We start from the raw sequence: 18195 nt of genomic DNA on the forward strand, positions 1-18195 counted from the left end.
TATAAATAGTGGTTCTATACTACGTTTAAACCAGGAACCTGGTAATTAAGTATCACTTGAATCAATCATTTATCCACGAAGCTTATCCCCACGAAAAAACGGCCTGTAGGGGTGAATTTGGCCGTTTTTTACATCGATTGGCTAACAGGCTGTAAAGCAATACTTTAGTGTTCCACGTGGATAACTTGTGGATAATCCTGTGGATCTAGTCTTATAAATGCCGAAAAATTGGTTAAACGGATACGATATGGATCTATTCAGATCGTAGTGCCTGAACCGGAGCTGCCGTTGCTACCCGGAAGACCAGTACACCAATGGTTCCCATTGCCAGCAGTAGCATTCCTACCAGCGTATTTATGAAGACGCCCGACGTAACGGGAATATGGTACGCATAGTTTGCATCCAGGATAGCCGAGAGTGCGTAGTACGCTAACGTCAGGAAGATACCACCTGCCACCACAATTAACACCAGAAATTCCCGGTTCAGCAGACCGGCAATACTGATAGCGGATGCTCCCAGCACTTTTCGAATACCGATCTCTTTTGTTCTGCGGGCAATGTTCAGCGACACCAGCGCAAACAGTCCCATCGTCGACATAATCAGTGTGAGAAGGGCTACGTACGTAAATACGTCCTTTACCCGGCGCGATTCGTCGTAGCTGATGGTATACACATCGTCCTGCCGCGACAGATCAAACGGAACATCCGGTATCGCTTGCTGCCACACAGCCTTCATCCGTTCCGTTACGGCTTCGACCTCATCGCCCTGAACCTTCAGGGTCAGCACCCGGTTCTGCTCGGGCGTATTCAACCGCAGCACACAGGGAGCGATTCTGACAAAGAAGTAGCGGTAATTAAAATCATCGACTACGCCCACCACCCGATACAGCTTGTCCTGCAAGCGCACCTGTCGGCCAACCGCCGTCGTCCAGCCCATTGCTTTCACCAGCGCTGTATTGACCAGAACAGCCTGCGCGGCATCGGCAGGGGAGTCGGGCAGGAAGCTGCGTCCCTGGTTGATCCGTATCCCGAGCGTACTCAGATAGTCCGCGCTCACCCGCAGGAGATCCGCCGTCGTTTTCGTCGTTCCTTCTTCCAGTATTATGGTCTGATCGGATGAACGCCCAATCTGATCCTGCGAACCCGCCACCCGCGTCACCCCGGCTAATCGGGCAGCCGCGTCGCGAAGCCGGTTAAATCCCCGCTCATCGGGTACGCGAAGTACCAGCAGATCGGAAGGGACATACCCAATGTCCATCCGACGAAGAAACTGCGCGTTGCGGGTCATCAGGATAGCCGACGAAACCGTAAACATGGCCAGCCCAAACTGTAGTCCCAGCAGCGTTCGCATCAATCCGTTCCGACTCACGAGCCGTTGCCGGCCGCTTAGGATTGTAATCGGATTGAAGCTGCTAACGTACAGCGACGGGTATACGCCCGACAACAGCGCAATCACGACAATTAATGCCGCCAGGAATCCCACGAGCTGCCAGTTCTGTTCCAGGCTAAATTCGAGTTGGTAGTAATCGATGAGTCGGCTAAACGTAGGCAGGAACAGCGTGTTGGCCAGCACCAGTCCAACCACCAGAGCCAGACCACCAACCATCAGGTTTTCCCCGATAAACTGATGAATCAGTTGTCGGCGGGTGCTGCCCAACACTTTCCGTACGCCAATTTCCCGGAAGCGGGTCGTTGACGTAGCCAGGGTATAGTTCATGAAATTGAAACAGGCCATGATCAATACCAGACCGGCCAACACCGCCAGTATAATCAGGCCGGTAGGGGATGTACCCCCGCTGAGCGAATGCCGGGTTTTGTGGGAATTGAGGGAGATATCTGTAATGTTTTCGAGGTAGAACGATTGAATAGGGGACTGGTCGTTTATCGCGTTGTGCAGCCTGGCATACCGTCCTAACGCATTAGCTACCTCATCCGCATCCGTCGGTTTAGCTAGTTGGATGAACGTAGCCTGCACCGGCCGCTTCCAATCGTTTTCAACCCAGCCTACTGCGTTTCCGGCTTTATAATTCACCAATAGATCAAAGCTGAAACTGGCCGTTCTGGGGAATGGAGCGGCTACGGCCGTTACAGTAAAGTTCCGGCGGATATTGCCCGCAAAGAGCACCGTCAGCGATTTACCGACTGCGGCCTTGTTTCCGAAATACTTTCGGGCCATAGCCTCTGATAAAACAATGCCGGACGGGTCCCGCAACGGATCAGCCTGTCCCGCCTGCAGCGGAAAGCTGAACATTCGGAAAAAGTCCGGGTCTGCCAGACGCACAAACTCATGGAATACGTTTGCACCGTATTTGACAACGGCGCTGGTGCCGTCAAACCGAACGACGCGTTTTATCTGGGGCAGATCCTTCTGAAGCATCGGTCCCAGAGGGTCGGGAGAACTTGCCCACAGTTCGGACTGGCCATTTGCTTGCCGCACGTGGTTGACCGTAAAAATAGTGGGCGCATTTTCGTGGAAGGCATCCAGCGAATAATGATGCTGAACCAGCAGATAAACCACAACACAGCAGGCAATACCCGTTGCGATACCGAGGATATTAAATACGGCAAAGAGGGCTTGTTTGGTCAGATTGCGTAGCGCGACCATCAGGAAGTTACGAAACATGATCGATCAGGTATAAGCAGTTATGCAACAATCCCCAAATAGTTTGCCAGCCTGTCTAACCGGCGTTTCCAGTTCGGAATCAGTGTCGGTAATTGCATTGCCGTCCGCTGCCGGACAATAGTTCGTCCACTTACGGACACAACGATAACCGGATCAATGACGCCCTCTCTATTCCGGTCAAACGTACCGTCTCACCGGGTCACTATAGGCGCCGAGTTTTCTTATTCTTATAGCCTAACAATTCGTTAAGATAGGTATTCATACTGGATTTTGACTAGTCATTCCGGTAGCATACGAATTGTTGTATAATTTATATTATGTTAAGTAAAGTTTTCATAAGAAAGGCAGCCACCTGCTGATGACTGCCTCCCTCTCGTATCTATAATCCTTATTTGCTTTCTACGCAGACGATTTTGTTCTGCTCATATTGCTTCAGAACGTTCTGCAACGTATTGAGGTTTTCAACCAGGTCAGCTTCTTCCTTCACCGCTTTCGCTTTCAGGAAGTACGGCTCCGCCTGCTTGAACTTACCACATACCTGACCATCAATCTGCTTACCGTTCTTCTGGTAATCGGCCATGCTCATCTGGTCTACGCTCTTCTTCAACTCAACCGCTTCGTTAAAGTAGAAAACGCCCAGGTTAAAGTTAGCGTCGTAGTTATTCGGTTCAATGGCCAATACTTTATCGTAGTATTGCTTGGCCTGCGCCCGCTGCTCTTCGTACTGCTTCTTAAGGTCACCTAGCTGCCCGGCACCTTCCGACGATGGACTTGAAGCCGCCTGTTGTGCTTCCGTCTGCGCCTGAGCTACGCTCGCTTTCAGTTCCTTCTGCTTATTCTGTACATCCGTTAACTGGCGACGGAGTTCAGCGGCATTCTTAGGCTGCTTCTTCAGGGCGGCATTCAGACGGGCAATCTCCGCCGTGTAGGCATCCAGAGTCGCTTTGTCATCAGCCAGCTTCTTCTGAGCATCACCACCTTTACGGGCTTCACCTTCCGCTTTCCGGATCTGTTCGCTTAATTTACCAGCGGCATTGTCATACAGGATACCCAGGTTCAGCAGGTTCTGTACGTTGTTCGGATCTTTAGCCACCAGTTCCTTCATGCTGGCAATAGCCTGCTCGGTCTGACCCGACGACAGCATGATGTTAACCTTTTCGGCCTGCAGGTCCTTGTTACCCGGCAGCGCAGCCAGGCCTTTGTCCAGAGCCGCCATAGCCTTATCGGTTTCTTTATCGTTGCGGTACAGCGTAGCCAGTGAATAGTATACGCTGGGGTCCTTACCGCCATTGACAGCATAGCGCTCAAACGCTTCCTTAGCCAGGGTATTATCCTGGTTCTGCTGGGCGGCAATACCGGTGAACAAAGCGGCCGTCGTATCCTTCGGCATGATGTCGCCGGCCATGCGCATCAGCTTCACAGCCTCACCAAATTCCTTGGCCTGGTATTTGGCGGCTCCGGCGTTCATCAGCGTGGCGTACATACTCTGGCCTTTCAACGCTTCATCAGCTTCTTTAGCCAATCGGCCCGGACCACCTTTCTTGTCCTTATCGAGTTCCACTACTTTCTTGTACGCATCATACGCTACCGTAGCGGCATTCGGATCCAGTTCGGGGGCCTGAGCCGCAATGTTCTGGTACGTTTTAGCCCGGTCCAGCCAGGTATTCGCTTTGGCCGCCGATTTTTCTTCCGTAATGGCTTTGTCGCTCTTTTCCTTATCCTTCTTAAGGGATTCTTTCATGGCAGCGTCCAGAGCGTTTGCGCCCTGAGCGCTTTGCCCCTGCTGGTTCTGCCCTTGGTTCTGAGCGTATGCCCCCGCCGATAGTAAACAAACCAGCAGCGCTAAAGCAGTTTTTTTCATGAGTAAGTGGTTATGTTTTTTGTTTTCAACAACGAAATTACGGAATCCATCCGTATAAGCATGACAGTGCCTAAATTGTTTGAGCCGTTCATGGTCCTGATCAGCTACCATGAACGGCTCAATAACGAAAACCGCAATCAATTAGTCCTCAACCGGTTCGGCCCCGGACTCGGCTATAGATCCCTCCTCGCCTTCTTCTTTCTCAATTTTTGTTACGGACGAAATTTCGTCACCTTCGTTCAGGCGGATCAACCGAACACCCTGGGTATTTCGACCTATAACGCTCACATCGCTCACGGCCATCCGGATGGCAATGCCCGATCTGTTGATGATCATCAGATCGTCGTTGTCCGTTACGTCGAGCACGGCCACCAGTTTGCCCACCTTGTCGGTCACCTTCAGCGTACCAACGCCTTTAGCCCCCCGGTTCGTTACGCGATACTCGTCAATCTCGGAACGCTTGCCATACCCTTTCTCGGAAACGACCAGCAGTTGGGCATCCGGCGAATCGATGCAGACCATACCCACTACGTGGTCGGTTGAGTCTTCTTCGTCCAGCGTAATGGCCCGCACTCCGGCGGCCGTACGTCCCATCGGCCGCACGCGGCTTTCGTGGAACCGAACGGCCTTGCCCGCGCTGGACGCGATCACGATCTCGTTATCACCGTTGGTCAGGCACACGCCCAGCAACTGATCATCCTCATCAATGGTAATGGCGATGATCCCGTTCTGACGCGGCCGTGAGTACGCTTCGAGCAGGGTCTTCTTGATAGTGCCCTGGCGGGTACACATCACAACGTAGTTATTGTTGATGTAGTCTTCGTTGTCGAGACTCTTCACGTTAATAACGGCCCGCACCTTGTCGTCTGACTCAATATTGATGAAGTTCGCCAGTGGCCGGCCTTTTGCCGTTCGGGTTCCTTCCGGCAGTTTGTAGACCGGTAGCCAGTACAACCGTCCTTTCTGAGTGAAGATCAGCAGGGTGTTGTGCATGGTCGCCGTAAAGAGGTGCTCGGTGAAGTCCTCGTCCTTGGTTACCACGGCTTTGGCCCCCACCCCACCCCGGCCCTGCGTGCGGTATTCGCTCAGCGGGGTTCGTTTCACGTAGCCTTCGTGCGAGATAGTAATGAGCATTTCCTCATCGGCAATCAACGACAGGTCGTCGATGTCGCCGTCGCCAAGGGCGTTGATCTGCGTCCGGCGCGGGTCGCCGTAGCGGGCCTTCACGTCGATCAGTTCGTCTTTGATCACCTGCCGCTTCCGATCTTCGCTGGCCAGAATAGCCTTCAGGTCGGCGATCTGCTTCATCAGCTCGTCGAATTCGGCCTGCAGTTTATCCCGCTCCAGTCCGGTCAGGCGCTGGAGCCGCATTTCCAGAATTGCCTTGGCCTGCACCTCGCTCAGGTCAAAGCGGGTCATCAGGCCGTTCTTGGCTACTTCCGGATCACGTGATCCCCGGATCAGCTCAATCACCGCGTCGATGTTGTCGAGTGCAATGAGCAGCCCTTGCAAAATATGCGCCCGTTTCTCAGCTTCGCGGAGTTCGTACTGCGTCCGCCGGGTTACGACCTCGAACCGGTGCTCGACGTAGTAGCGGATCATGTCTTTCAGGTTCAGCACCATCGGCCGGCCTTTCACCAGCGCGACGTTGTTGATCCCGAAGGACGATTGCAGCGACGTATGCTTGTACAGGTTATTCAGGACAACGTTGGCAATGGCGTCCTTCTTCAGGTCATACACCACCCGCAGCCCGTCACGGTCCGACTCGTCGCGGAAAGCCGAGATGCCTTCAATTCGCTTCTCGTTGATCAGATCAGCGGTCTTTTCGAGCATCACCGCTTTGTTGACCATGTACGGAATCTCCGTAACGATGATCTGGGTTTTGCCCTTATTCTCCTCGATCGTCGCATTGGCCCGAATCACGACCCGGCCCCGACCCGTACGGAAGGCTGACTTAACCCCCTCCATGCCGTAGATCGTACCGCCCGTCGGGAAATCCGGCGCTTTGACGTGCTCCATCAGTTCCTCTACCGAAATCTCAGCGTTATCCAGGTAGGCAACGATCCCGTCAACTACCTCGGTCAGGTTGTGGGGCGCCATGTTGGTCGCCATCCCCACTGCAATCCCCGACGAGCCATTGAGCAGCAGGTTGGGGAGTTTGGCGGGCATAACCGACGGTTCTTCGAGCGAGTCGTCGAAGTTAGGCTGGAAGTCGACCGTTTCTTTATAGATGTCGGTCAGTATTTCTTCGGCGATGCGCTTCAGGCGGGCCTCGGTATACCGCATGGCCGCCGGCGAATCGCCGTCAATAGACCCGAAGTTCCCCTGACCGTCGACCAGCGGATACCGCAGCGACCAGTCCTGAGCCATCCGGACCATGGTATCATAAACCGACGCATCGCCGTGTGGGTGATACTTACCAAGCACCTCCCCGACGATACGGGCTGATTTCTTAAACGGTTTATTGTAGTTCACCCCCAGTTCGGCCATACCGAAGAGCACCCGGCGGTGCACAGGCTTCAGACCGTCGCGAACATCGGGTAACGCACGCGAGATGATCACCGACATCGAATAGTCGATGTAGGCACCGCGCATTTCGTCCTCAATGTTAATGGGAATGATATTGCTGGGGGATTCCAGATCGGGCGTTTCGTCCGTCATATAACAAGGGGTTTCGCAAAAATTTACTATTTCAGCGTACACATGACGTATACGCCGGGTTATAGACAAATATACAAAAATTCCGGTAAAAATAAAAATAACGCCTGTAATCCGACTGTTTCGCTTTCTACTCCCCTCCTACCCACCCGTCCAGACCTGTATTATGGTGTATTTTTGTCATATCATAAATTGACTTGCCTCCTTGGGCAAGTACAATTTGCAGCTCCGTTGCAGGATTTATTTTTAACAACAAACTTGTCTAGACAAGTTTGAGAGCTTATCTTCACGTCGTCATGACCAGGCAACGTTACTATCAGCAGATCCACGACGCACTGAAACAGCAGATTCAGCAGGGCGTTTACCCGACCGGGAGTCTGCTTCCATCGGAGAACGAACTATGCGCGGCCTTTCAAACCACGCGCATGACCGTACGGCAGGCCCTGAACGAACTCGTTCGGGACGGTTTCATCGAACGGCGGCACGGGAAAGGCAGCCTGGTTACCTCTACGCGCCCGTCGCTGGGACTGCTGTCTTTCAGGGGATTTTCGGACGTAGTCGGCAACACCAGCCACCAGGTTCGCACCACGGTTCTGGATCCACCCGTGCGTGGTAACTGGCCGGCGCCTTTTTTCTATCCGCTATCGGCCGACGAACAGCAGGCCGGCTGCATCGTCCTGAACCGCCTGCGGTACGCCGACGACGTACCGGTTATGCTGGAGCATACCTACGTACCGGCCCTGGGTACCGAATCGCTGCTCACCGAGCCGTTTCTGGAGGGGTCGCTGTTCCGGACCCTGAGTGTCCGGCATCAGATCGACATGCGCAACCTGGAGCAAAGCCTGCGCGCCGTAGCCGCCCGTCCGGAACAGGCTACGGTGTTGGGCTGCAAACGTAGTGCGCCCCTGCTGTACATCGAACGGCGGTACCTGACCAACCGACCGGACTTTTACGTCTACAGTGCGCTTTACTGCCACACCGAGCACTACGCCATCAGCAACAGTTTATAACCTTTTTCTATACAGTCCATAGCCATCATGAGCACAGCCCTTGTCCGCGAGATCGCCAAGATGATTGATCACTCGCTCCTCCACCCGACCATGACCGACGCCGAACTGCGCGCCGGTTGCGAACTCGCCAAACGCTACGACGTAGCGTCAGTGTGCATTAAGCCCTACGCCGTAAAAATGGCCGCCGAACTGCTGGCCGGTCCCGACGGGTCCACCGGGACGGTATTAGTCGGTACGGTCATTGGGTTCCCCCACGGCAACAGCACCATCGACGTCAAGGTTGCCGAAACCGAACGGGCCTGCCAGGACGGCGCCGTTGAGATCGATATGGTGGTCAACATCGGTAAGGTCCTCGGCAACGACTGGGATTACGTCCAGACCGAGATCCAGGCCGTTAAAGACGCCTGCGCCAGACACGGTGCCATTCTCAAGGTCATCTTCGAGAATGATTACCTCCCGGACGATTCGTACAAGATCCGGCTGTGCGAAATCTGCACGGCCGTCAAAGCGGAGTTTGTCAAGACCTCAACGGGCTACGGATTCGTGAAGGGGGCCGATGGAACGTATTCGTACGAAGGGGCAACGGAACATGACCTGCGGCTGATGCTTGACCACGTCGGGCCGGGCGTACAGGTTAAAGCAGCGGGCGGTATCCGGACCCTCGATGGCCTGTTGAAGGTCAAGGAGATGGGCGTTACGCGCCTGGGTGCCAGCGCAACAGCCACCATCATGGAAGATGCCTATCGTCGCTTCGGCATCGTAGGAGCCGACACTCCCACCGAGCCGGTACAGGAGTCGAAAGGGTACTAGTATACGGTTTGTAGTTTGAGGTTTTTCGGTTTGTGGTTTCTGTACATGCCGTGGCGAGACTCCACACCCTAAACCGAAAACTACAAACCGAAAAACCTCAAACCGTACTATGCACCTACCCACCCATTTACAATCACTCCTGGACCGGTTACGGACCACCGACCCGCATTCGCCTTACAAGGCGTTTGTGGGCCTGGATGGCTACGTCGACAAGATTCAGAAAGTGGTACGGGCCAAACGCCCCGACGGCAACGACTACTTCGACCAGATCAGTGAACTGGCCGGGCTACTCCATACCCTGGCGGGCAAAAGTGGCCAGATCGAACTCGTAACGCTGGCGACTAAGATCGGCGGCAACGCACCCATCATGGCCCAGGCGCTGGCATCGCTGGGGATATCAAACCGGTGCATCGGTACCCTCAGCGATCCGGTGTTCGACCAGATGCACCGCGGTTGCGAACTGGTTTCGCTGGGGCCGCCGGCCGAAACCAATGCCCTGGAGTTCGGCGACGGCAAGCTCATCTTTTCGGAAGTATCGGTCTTTGAGCGCCTGCGCTGGTCGTTCATCGTTGGGCAGCTTGGTATCGAGTCGATTCGTCGGCAATACGCCGAAAGCAGGCTGGTGGCGTTTGTGGACTGGGCCAACCTTCCCCATAGCAATGAGTTATGGGAGAACTACCTCCGCGAAATAGTCAGCCAGGCCCCGGCCGATCCGGACCGGCACCTGTTTTTTGACCTCTGCGATCCTACCAAACGCTCCATTGGGTCGATTCAGCAGGCCCTGATGATCGTGGCTCAGTACGCCCCCTACGGCCAGGTAACGCTGGGAATGAACGAGAACGAAGCCCGGCGTATCTACCTGGCTGTACACGGCCACAGCCCCGCCGATGCGCAGCGGCTGGCGCAGACCCCGGACCTACCCGATATTGCCCGATGCATCCGGGAGAAAACGAACATCCCGACGGTGCTGATTCACCCCATTGACTGCTCGCTGGTGGCAACCGACGCGGGCGTACTGACCATGCCCGGACGACTGGTTCCCCACCCCACGGTACTCACCGGCGGGGGCGACAACCTCAACGCGGGCTACTGCTGGGGCCTCCTGCATGGCTTTTCGCTGGCCGACTGTCTGCTACTGGGCATGGCTACCTCCGGTGCTTACGTTGAAAACGGCCTGAGTCCCGACCTTGCTGCGTTGATAGCCTACCTCGACAATTGGCGGGTCGAGATCGCGACGTAGGTCATTTTCGCTGTATTTTTGCCCTTTACCCAAACCAAGACCCTATGCTTCAGTTAGGCTTCGTCAGCGCCATCCTGGCCGATTACGATCTGGAATCCGTTTTCAAATTTGCGGCCGAACACCGCTTCCAATGCGTGGAAGTGATGTGCTGGCCCACCGACAACAGCGACAGCCGCCGGTACGCGGGCGTTACCCACCTCGATGTCGACAACCTCAACGTAGACCGCATTAACCAGCTCCAGCAACAGTACGGCGTTACCATCTCCGGGCTGGGGTATTACCCTAATCCCCTCGATCCCGATGGCGAGAAGGCGGAGTTTTACCGCGAACACATTAAGAAAGTAATCCGGGCCGCAGCTAAGCTCAGCGTACCAGTCGTTAATACGTTCATCGGCCGCAATCCGGCCCTGAACATCACCGATAACCTGAAGCTGTTTGCCGATCACTGGCCCGCTATTGTGCAGGAAGCCGAAGCCGCGAACGTAAAGATCGGGATTGAAAACTGCCCGATGTGGTTCACCAACGATGAATGGCCGGGCGGCAAGAACCTGGCTACCACGCCGGCCATCTGGGACCGGATGTTCGAGATCATCCCGTCGCGGGCGCTGGGCCTGAACTACGACCCCTCGCATCTGATCTGGCAGATGATGGACGAAGTTCGGCCTATCTACGATTACAGGGACCGACTGCACCACATTCACCTCAAGGATGTTAAACTGTACCGCGACAAACTCAACCGTGTGGGCATCATGGCTAATCCGCTGGAATACCATTCGCCTAAACTACCCGGCCTGGGCGACGTTCGCTGGCGGGATTTTTTCGCGGCCCTGACCGACGTACGGTACCGCGGTCCGGTTTGTATCGAAGTAGAAGACAAAGCGTACGAAGGCAGCACCGCGGACGTACAGACGGCCATCCTGACCGCCCGAAATTACCTGAGCCAGTTTCTGGTGTTATGAAGTACACGCTCAGCCCCGTGGTGCCACGGGGCTTTTTTCAGGCTACTGCTTGATGCGCGGGTCGAATGCAAACGGCTCAGTACGTACCAACTGAATTTTAGAAAAATCAGGGTGGCCGGGATTTAGCAGATAATTCCACTCGTTGGGGATGATGGCGGATGGGACCTGCAGCACCGCCGTTTTTCCAGCTTGCAGCCATTCTTCGCCCCGCTGCTGGCAGTAGACGTAGTTCTGAAAATCAAACCAGTTCGGCGGTAAACTCGCCGGAGCAATGGTTTCTATCGGTAACGTATCGGGTATGTCGATGACCATCACCCGAAAAGTGTCCTGAAGCCCCTCCCCGCTGCGGTGCACGACGTTTTCCAGGCAGGCCAGCGCCCGCGTAGCCGCTGTGTAGATCACGAACCGCCCCCGCGCATTCCAGCGGGCAGCCCCACCGGATGCCACCAGTCGGTCGGCGTAAATAGCTTTGGTAATTCGGTATACCCGCATGCGTTACGCCAGGTCGCCGTATTCAATCCGGACAAGTTCGTCCATAATCAGGTCGATCCCGCCCGAGGTGTGCAGCAGATCGAACGGCACCTGATTGCCGAGCCCATAGGCGGGTTTGTCCATCCAGCGCCGGAAGGCATCCATAGACCCGAACACCTCCGGTCCTTTCCTGAACAGGGCCATGATTTTCAGCGCTTTCTCACTGTCCTGCGGATTCAGCTTCTTCTGTTCGCGCTCGTACCGCTGAAAGGTCTTCAGCGACGTATCAAACACCTCGGCCAACTGCTCGCGTCGGTAGCCGGTCAGATCGGCCACTTCAAAAAAGGTGGTAGCCGGCACCCCTTTCAGAGCGGAAAGCACAATAGCGGTACGGTCCTGGAGTAACATAGCGCAAATATCAGAATTTTGTCCGAACAACAAAGAAATTTGTCTGATAGTTTCAGCGTTCGTCCTGCAGAAACTCCTTCAGCAGCGCATTGACCCGGGCGGGCTCTTCGTGCTGGACCCAGTGCGTGGCCTGGTGGAGGTACACCAGTTTGCCCTGATCGCAGCGCTCGATACTTGGCTGCGCCATGTCGCTGACCAGCGCAGTATCCTGCCTGCCCCAGATCATCAGGGTCGGCACCGTCACGCGCCGGCTGGCCGGTGGAGCGGACGGATGCTGAACCGAAGCCCGACCAAGCGTGGCCCGACCGAACGCGGCCCGATACCAGTTTACCATTGCTCTGAAAGCGGGCATACCGTAGCGGTCAGACTGGGTCCAGGCCTCGCGGTAGCACCGCATGTCCTCATCCGAAAACGTGCCGGGGCGGCTGCTGCGCTGCATCATCTGCGATAAGGCCCGCCAGTTACCGAGCCGCAGCACCCACTCGGGTAGTTTAGGCACCTGGAAAAAGTAGATGTACCAGCTTCGGAACGTCTGTCGGGGATGGGTCGCGATGAACCGGGCCATAACGCTCGGATGTGGTACATTCAGGATGACCAGCCGCCGGATGCGTCCGGGATGCGTCATGGCCAGCCACCAGGCAACCAGCGCGCCCCAGTCGTGGCCGACGATGAACGCTTTTTCCACGCCGGCTGCTTCAATCAGGCCGATGACGTCCTCGACCAGTTTATCGACGCGGTAATCGGCTACGTTCGCTGGCTTTTCGCTCAGGTTATACCCCCGCTGGTCAGGTGCCCACACCCGGTAACCGGCCGCGGCCAGGTCGTCGATCTGCTTGCGCCAGCCGTACCAGAACTCCGGAAAGCCGTGGAGCAGAATCACCAGCGGGCCATCGGCCGGTCCGGCGGCTACGACGTGCAGTTTAACCCCCGGACTCCGTTCAGTCTTTGTCTGGATAAAGAGATGTTGCATACACAGTAGGTAACGAACAAAGCCGGCCAGTAGCCGCGTCCGTTCAATAAGGTTTGCCTTACCTGACTAACCATCGACGGAGCGAGCAGTTTTACCTACAAACTTGTAGACTCAATTAGCACAACGGTATGAAAAAGACAAGCTTAATCTGGTTACTGGCGTTCAGTAGTCTGACGTTCCAGGCCTGCAACGAAAACAAGAAAGACAGCGACGACAGCGTCGAGAATGCACACGATGCCAATGACCTGAAAGAACAGGCCGGTACGGGTCAGGAAGACGACGTTAACGACTTTGCTGTAAAAGCCGCCAACGGTGGTATGCTCGAGGTGGAACTGGGTCGACTGGCGCAGGAAAAAGCCCAGAATCCCGATGTTAAAGCCTTCGGGGCAATGATGGTAGACGATCACCAGAAAGCCAACCAGGAACTGAAGGACCTGGCCGCTCAGAAGAACATCACCCTGCCCACTACGCTGGGTGAAGACGCCCAGAAGCACGTCGACGAATTGCGGCAGTTGACGGGCGCGGAATTTGACAAGAAATACATCGACATGATGGTGGAAGACCATGAGGAGGACGTCAAGCTGTTTAAGGAAGCTGCTGATGATGCCGACGACGCCGATGTGAAGGCGTTTGCCGCCAAGACCCTGCCGACGTTGCAGAAGCACCTGGAGCGGGTCACCACGCTGGACAAAAATATGGAATAGTACCCCGGCCCGTAGTATCGGCCAAAAGACCTGCCACCATACCGTGGCAGGTCTTTTTTGTACGGAGCACCCGGATCAGGACTGGGAAGACACTTGGCCCGCTGGGTAATCCGCCTACATTCTTAGCCTCTGGTCAACAGGCTTCGTACAGGCCGAAACTGACTGATAATCGAACAAAAGGCATGAAGCAGCCAGACGTACTGGTGCTTAACTGCATCAGTAGACTATTTTCATGATAGAACAAGTATTATTTATTGTGGTTAAAGTTCATCATGCCCCGACCGGTCTGTAGGTTACCAGCTACGTCAGGCGGTACGGGGTGTCCGGTTTGTTCAGTTTTTAACCCCAAGCGGCTACGACGGTGGGCAGGCCGAATACGTCCGGGTTCCCTACGCCAACGTTGGCCCGACGGTCATTCCCGACTGGATGCACCCCGACGATGCCGTATTGCTGACGGACGTCGTGCCGACCGGCTACCAGGCGGCTGAAATGGGTGGGATTCAGCCCGGCGATACGGTCGTGGTATTTGGCGCGGGGCCGGTGGGGATTATGGCCGCCCGCTGCGCGTGGTTGTTCGGGGCAGGCCGGGTCATCGAGTTTGACCACGTTGATTACCGACTCGAATTCGTCCGGAACTACGCCCAGTGCGAAGCCTACAACTTTAGGGAGATCGACGATCCCGTCGTGTTCGTCAAACGCACCACCGACTGGATGGGAGCCGACGTGTGCATTGATGCGGTCGGGGCCGAAGCGGCCGGTAGCGCCATGCAGACCATCACCGGTCGGAAACTGCTGCTCCAGGCCGGTTCGGCGACGGCGCTTCACTGGGCGATCAATTCCGTTAAAAAAGGCGGCATTGTTTCCATTGTTGGGGTATACGGGCCTACGGGTAACCTGATTCCGATTGGCAATGTCGTCAACAAAGGCATTACGATCCGGGCCAACCAGGCCTCGGTCAAGCGGCTGCTGCCCCGGCTGATTGAGCACATCAAAAACGGCATTCTTGACCCCAAAGCCATGATTACGCACCGGGTTCCGCTGGAAGAAGTGTCCGAAGCGTATCACATCTTCTCGGCCAAGCTCGACAACTGCATCAAACCGGTCTTAATTCCCCCATCAGCCAAAATTTAACCACAGCCGCCATGGAAGATCTAGCTAAAAACTTTTCGCACATCAAGGGTTGGGGTATCGACGCGGACCCGAAAAACGATCCAACGTATCCCATGAAACACCGGACCGACGAAGAACAGAAAGGATACACCTGGGAACGCCCACCCCAGCAGCCGATCACCGTCGAGGTGTTGCATTCCAACGAACGGCCCAACGTCAGCGCCGTGTTTGGTACGTCCGCCCCACCGACGGGCCTGAGCGGACAACTCCGGCGCTACGCCTTCAACTACAGCGAATCCAGCTTTGGCCACTGGATTCCCCTGCTGCTGGCCGACCGGGTCAACGTAGTGGAGGGTATTATCGACGACATCCGACAGGGCCACGTACCCAATATTTTCGCCGAGAAAGGCTGGGGCGGTGACTGGAAATACGACCGCAAGGGGCTGGTGCAGAAGGTACTCATCGGGGCCGCCATCACTACAGTGTTGTTCGCCCTGCTAAACCGCAAACCCGAGTTGAAGCGGGGGTAATTAGGCTGCCTTCTACAAACAAAACGCCCCGGCTGGTAACGGCCGGGGCGTTTTGTTTGTATTCAGGTTGTCTTACTTCACTTCTTCGTACGGTACGTCCGATACGTTGCCGTCGGGACCGGTCGTCTGACCAGCCTGGCCGTTGGCCGCACCGTTGCTGCCATCGAACCCAGCGCCGTCCGTCGGGCCAGCCTGGCTGTTGGTAGCGTTGTACAACTCCTGCGAGGCCGCCCCCCAGGCTTCGTTCAGCCTGGTCATGGCCGCATCAATAGCCGCTACGTCGCGGGAGCCATGCGCCGTCCGGAGTTGCCCCAGCGCGTCTTCAATGGCCTGCTTGTTGCCGGCCGACAGCTTGTCGCCGTAATCTTTCAACTGCTTCTCGGTCTGGAAAATCAGTGAGTCGGCCTGATTGACCTTCTCGATTTTTTCGCGCTCGGACTTATCGGCAGCTTCGTTGGCTTTCGCTTCTTCGCGCATCCGGTTGATTTCGGCGTCGGTCAGGCCGCTCGATGCTTCGATGCGGATCTTCTGTTCTTTGCCGGTACCTTTATCGCGGGCCGTTACGTTCAGGATACCGTTGGCGTCCACGTCGAAGGTTACCTCGATTTGCGGTACCCCGCGCGGTGCAGGCGGAATGTCGGACAGGATAAACCGGCCTAACTGACGGTTTTGCTGCGCCATTGGCCGCTCACCCTGCAGAACGTTGATTTCTACGCTCGGCTGGTTATCCGACGCCGTCGAGAATACTTCTACCTTCTTGCTCGGGATGGTCGTGTTGGCTTCCACCATCTTGGTGAAGACACCGCCCATCGTTTCGATACCCAGCGACAGCGGAATCACGTCGAGCAGCAGCACGTCTTTCACTTCACCCGTCAGGACACCACCCTGGATGGCAGCCCCAATAGCTACCGCTTCGTCCGGGTTAACGGCTTTTGACGGCTTCTTACCGAATAGTTTTTCTACCTCATCCTGCACTTTGGGAATCCGGGTTGATCCACCGACCAGAATCACTTCGTCGATCTGGCTGGCCGACAGACCGGCGTTCTTCAACGCACGGCGGCACGGCTCCAGACTCCGCTGGATCAGCGAATCAGACAGTTGCTCAAACTTCGCGCGGCTCAGCGTACGAACCAGGTGCTTCGGAATCCCGTTCACCGGCATGATGTACGGCAGGTTGATTTCCGTCGAGGACGACGACGACAGTTCAATCTTTGCCTTTTCGGCGGCTTCCTTCAGGCGTTGCAGTGCCATCGGGTCCTGACGCAGGTCAATGCCTTCGTCGGCTTTAAATTCGTTGGCGAGCCAGTCGATGATCACCTGGTCGAAATCGTCGCCACCGAGGTGCGTATCCCCATCCGTTGCTTTTACTTCGAACACGCCATCGCCCAGTTCGAGAATAGAAATATCGAACGTACCGCCACCTAAGTCGAATACGGCGATTTTAAGGTCTTTGTCGGTCTTGTCCAGACCGTAGGCCAGGGCCGCAGCCGTTGGCTCGTTGATAATACGTTTTACGTCGAGACCCGCAATCTGGCCCGCTTCTTTGGTGGCCTGACGCTGGGCGTCGTTGAAGTACGCCGGCACCGTGATGACGGCTTCGGTTACGGTCTGCCCAAGGTAGTCTTCGGCCGTCTGCTTCATCTTTTGCAGAATCAGCGCCGAAATTTCCTGGGGGGTGTATTGCCGGTCGCCAATCCGTACGCGGGGCGTGTTGTTGGGACCATTTTCAACCGTATAGGCGGTGTTCTTCAATTCATTGGTAACCTCATCGTAACGACGGCCCATGAACCGCTTGATGGAAGCAATGGTGTTCTTGGGGTTCGTAATCGCCTGACGTTTGGCCGGGTCACCTACTTTCCGCTCGCCGTTGCCATTGTCCATGAAGGCTACTACCGAGGGGGTTGTCCGACGTCCTTCGCTGTTCGGAATTACCACCGGCTCGTTACCTTCCATAACGGCCACACACGAGTTGGTTGTACCTAAGTCAATGCCAATAATCTTTCCCATATTGTTGGTTTAGTTCTATCGTGATGTTAGTTGCTGACAGACGTATATCCTTGTATCAAGCAATATGCCAGCCCCTGGTTTTGGTCAATTTCCTGCCAATCTGTCAGCGCATTCCGAGCCGGTGGGCCAACCTGACGGAGTTTGTGCTGGCCCGGTTGACAGCCCTGTCAGTCTATAAAAACGCCCGCTACGTTGGCGGCAGCGGGCATTCATCCAACGGGCGACGGGGAGCGACTAACGTCCGCCGAACAACCCGCCGAGCATACCGCCCAGTCCCCCACCCGACTGCTGTCCGGAACCGCCACCGCTCATGACACGCATTAGATCGTTCATATCCAGGCGACCGTCGGCCATGGCCGATTGCGCCATGCTCATCCAGTCGGTTCCCTGCTGGCCCGTAGCGGCCCCCATGATAGTGTTGGTATCAACGCTGTTGTCGTTCGGATCCTGAGCCTTGTTCATTAGTTTATTCAGCACCATAGGCACCACAGCCGCGGCCACCGACATAGCTACCTGCGGAGAAATACCCAGTCGCTCCATCAGATTCTGCTGTACGTTCTGCTGCACGCCCTGCGTAACGGCGCTCTGCTGTTCGTGACCACCCTGACCCATAACCATGCTCAGCAGGTTGCCCAGGCCACCGCCCTGCGCCTGTTGCTGCAAACCGCCCAGAATGCCGTTCGATACGGCCTGCATGGCGTCTTCGTTTTGCTGATTCGGAATAGCCGGATTGTTGACGATCGCGTCGCCCGATTGCTGACGCACGAGATTCATTAGGGTTTCTAACATGATTGACACGATTTACGTAAGGTGGTTTGCCTGATGTTTTACTAA

At 55.6% G+C, this 18195-nt stretch carries 14 protein-coding genes and 1 pseudogene; 7 read left to right on the forward strand and 8 right to left on the reverse strand.

Annotated features, from left to right (window positions below; all coding sequences use genetic code 11):
* Positions 1–253: 253 nt before the first annotated feature.
* The 3 genes from BN8_RS11195 to gyrA all read right to left on the reverse strand — a co-directional run bounded on the left by BN8_RS11195 (position 254) and on the right by gyrA (position 7145).
* Positions 254–2623, reverse strand: coding sequence for an ABC transporter permease (locus BN8_RS11195; protein ID WP_009281975.1), 2370 nt, complete (start codon positions 2621–2623; stop codon positions 254–256).
* A gap of 388 nt (positions 2624–3011) precedes the next feature.
* Positions 3012–4484: a tetratricopeptide repeat protein gene (locus tag BN8_RS11200; protein WP_040005988.1), complete on the reverse strand. Its 1473-nt coding sequence runs from the start codon at positions 4482–4484 to the stop codon at positions 3012–3014.
* A gap of 141 nt (positions 4485–4625) precedes the next feature.
* Positions 4626–7145, reverse strand: a complete 2520-nt coding sequence (gene gyrA / locus BN8_RS11205; protein WP_009281978.1) for a DNA gyrase subunit A — start codon at positions 7143–7145, stop codon at positions 4626–4628.
* 293 nt (positions 7146–7438) lie between these two features.
* On the opposite strand from gyrA, the gene BN8_RS11210 reads away from it, so the two are divergent.
* From BN8_RS11210 to BN8_RS11225, 4 genes are all read left to right on the forward strand, one after another.
* The gene (locus BN8_RS11210) at positions 7439–8152 is read left to right on the forward strand and encodes a GntR family transcriptional regulator (protein WP_009281979.1); all 714 of its coding nucleotides are present in this window, start codon (positions 7439–7441) and stop codon (positions 8150–8152) included.
* A gap of 27 nt (positions 8153–8179) precedes the next feature.
* Positions 8180–8962 (forward strand): deoxyribose-phosphate aldolase, encoded by a 783-nt coding sequence (deoC, locus tag BN8_RS11215; RefSeq protein WP_009281980.1) that lies wholly within the window; start codon positions 8180–8182, stop codon positions 8960–8962.
* Between the two features lie 109 nt (positions 8963–9071).
* Complete coding sequence (locus tag BN8_RS11220; RefSeq protein ID WP_009281981.1) at positions 9072–10202, forward strand: hypothetical protein; 1131 nt, start codon at positions 9072–9074, stop codon at positions 10200–10202.
* A gap of 44 nt (positions 10203–10246) precedes the next feature.
* Positions 10247–11161, forward strand: a complete 915-nt coding sequence (locus BN8_RS11225) for a sugar phosphate isomerase/epimerase family protein (RefSeq protein ID WP_009281982.1) — start codon at positions 10247–10249, stop codon at positions 11159–11161.
* A 42-nt stretch (positions 11162–11203) separates the two neighbouring features.
* Here the strand turns inward: BN8_RS11225 and BN8_RS11230 are convergent, their stop codons facing one another.
* The 3 genes from BN8_RS11230 to BN8_RS11240 are packed head-to-tail and all read right to left on the reverse strand — an operon-like array spanning position 11204 to position 13010.
* Positions 11204–11653: an RES family NAD+ phosphorylase gene (locus BN8_RS11230; RefSeq protein ID WP_009281983.1), complete on the reverse strand. Its 450-nt coding sequence runs from the start codon at positions 11651–11653 to the stop codon at positions 11204–11206.
* Positions 11654–11656: 3 nt separating this feature from the next.
* Complete coding sequence (locus BN8_RS11235; RefSeq protein ID WP_009281984.1) at positions 11657–12040, reverse strand: Xre family toxin-antitoxin system antitoxin; 384 nt, start codon at positions 12038–12040, stop codon at positions 11657–11659.
* A 52-nt stretch (positions 12041–12092) separates the two neighbouring features.
* Positions 12093–13010 carry an alpha/beta fold hydrolase gene (locus BN8_RS11240; protein WP_009281985.1) on the reverse strand — a complete coding sequence of 306 codons (918 nt, stop codon included), beginning with the start codon at positions 13008–13010 and terminating at the stop codon, positions 12093–12095.
* A gap of 128 nt (positions 13011–13138) precedes the next feature.
* Between BN8_RS11240 and BN8_RS11245 the strand changes: the two genes are divergently transcribed.
* The 3 genes and pseudogenes from BN8_RS11245 to BN8_RS11255 all read left to right on the forward strand — a co-directional run bounded on the left by BN8_RS11245 (position 13139) and on the right by BN8_RS11255 (position 15354).
* The gene (locus BN8_RS11245; RefSeq protein WP_009281986.1) at positions 13139–13714 is read left to right on the forward strand and encodes a DUF4142 domain-containing protein; all 576 of its coding nucleotides are present in this window, start codon (positions 13139–13141) and stop codon (positions 13712–13714) included.
* A gap of 342 nt (positions 13715–14056) precedes the next feature.
* Positions 14057–14845: pseudogene (locus BN8_RS11250) on the forward strand (zinc-binding dehydrogenase); the annotation flags it as partial.
* 11 nt (positions 14846–14856) lie between these two features.
* Entirely contained in the window at positions 14857–15354 is a 498-nt protein-coding gene (locus BN8_RS11255) for a hypothetical protein (RefSeq protein ID WP_009281989.1), read from the forward strand.
* A 72-nt stretch (positions 15355–15426) separates the two neighbouring features.
* On the opposite strand, the gene dnaK is transcribed toward BN8_RS11255, so the two are convergent.
* Both dnaK and BN8_RS11265 read right to left on the reverse strand, forming a co-directional pair.
* Positions 15427–17361: a molecular chaperone DnaK gene (dnaK, locus tag BN8_RS11260; protein WP_009281990.1), complete on the reverse strand. Its 1935-nt coding sequence runs from the start codon at positions 17359–17361 to the stop codon at positions 15427–15429.
* Positions 17362–17595: 234 nt separating this feature from the next.
* On the reverse strand, positions 17596–18150 hold the full coding sequence (locus BN8_RS11265; RefSeq protein WP_009281991.1) for a DUF937 domain-containing protein: 555 nt from the start codon (positions 18148–18150) through the stop codon (positions 17596–17598).
* Between the last annotated feature and the right edge of the window lie 45 nt (positions 18151–18195).

Source organism: Fibrisoma limi BUZ 3, from assembly GCF_000296815.2.
Classification (GTDB): domain Bacteria; phylum Bacteroidota; class Bacteroidia; order Cytophagales; family Spirosomataceae; genus Fibrisoma; species Fibrisoma limi.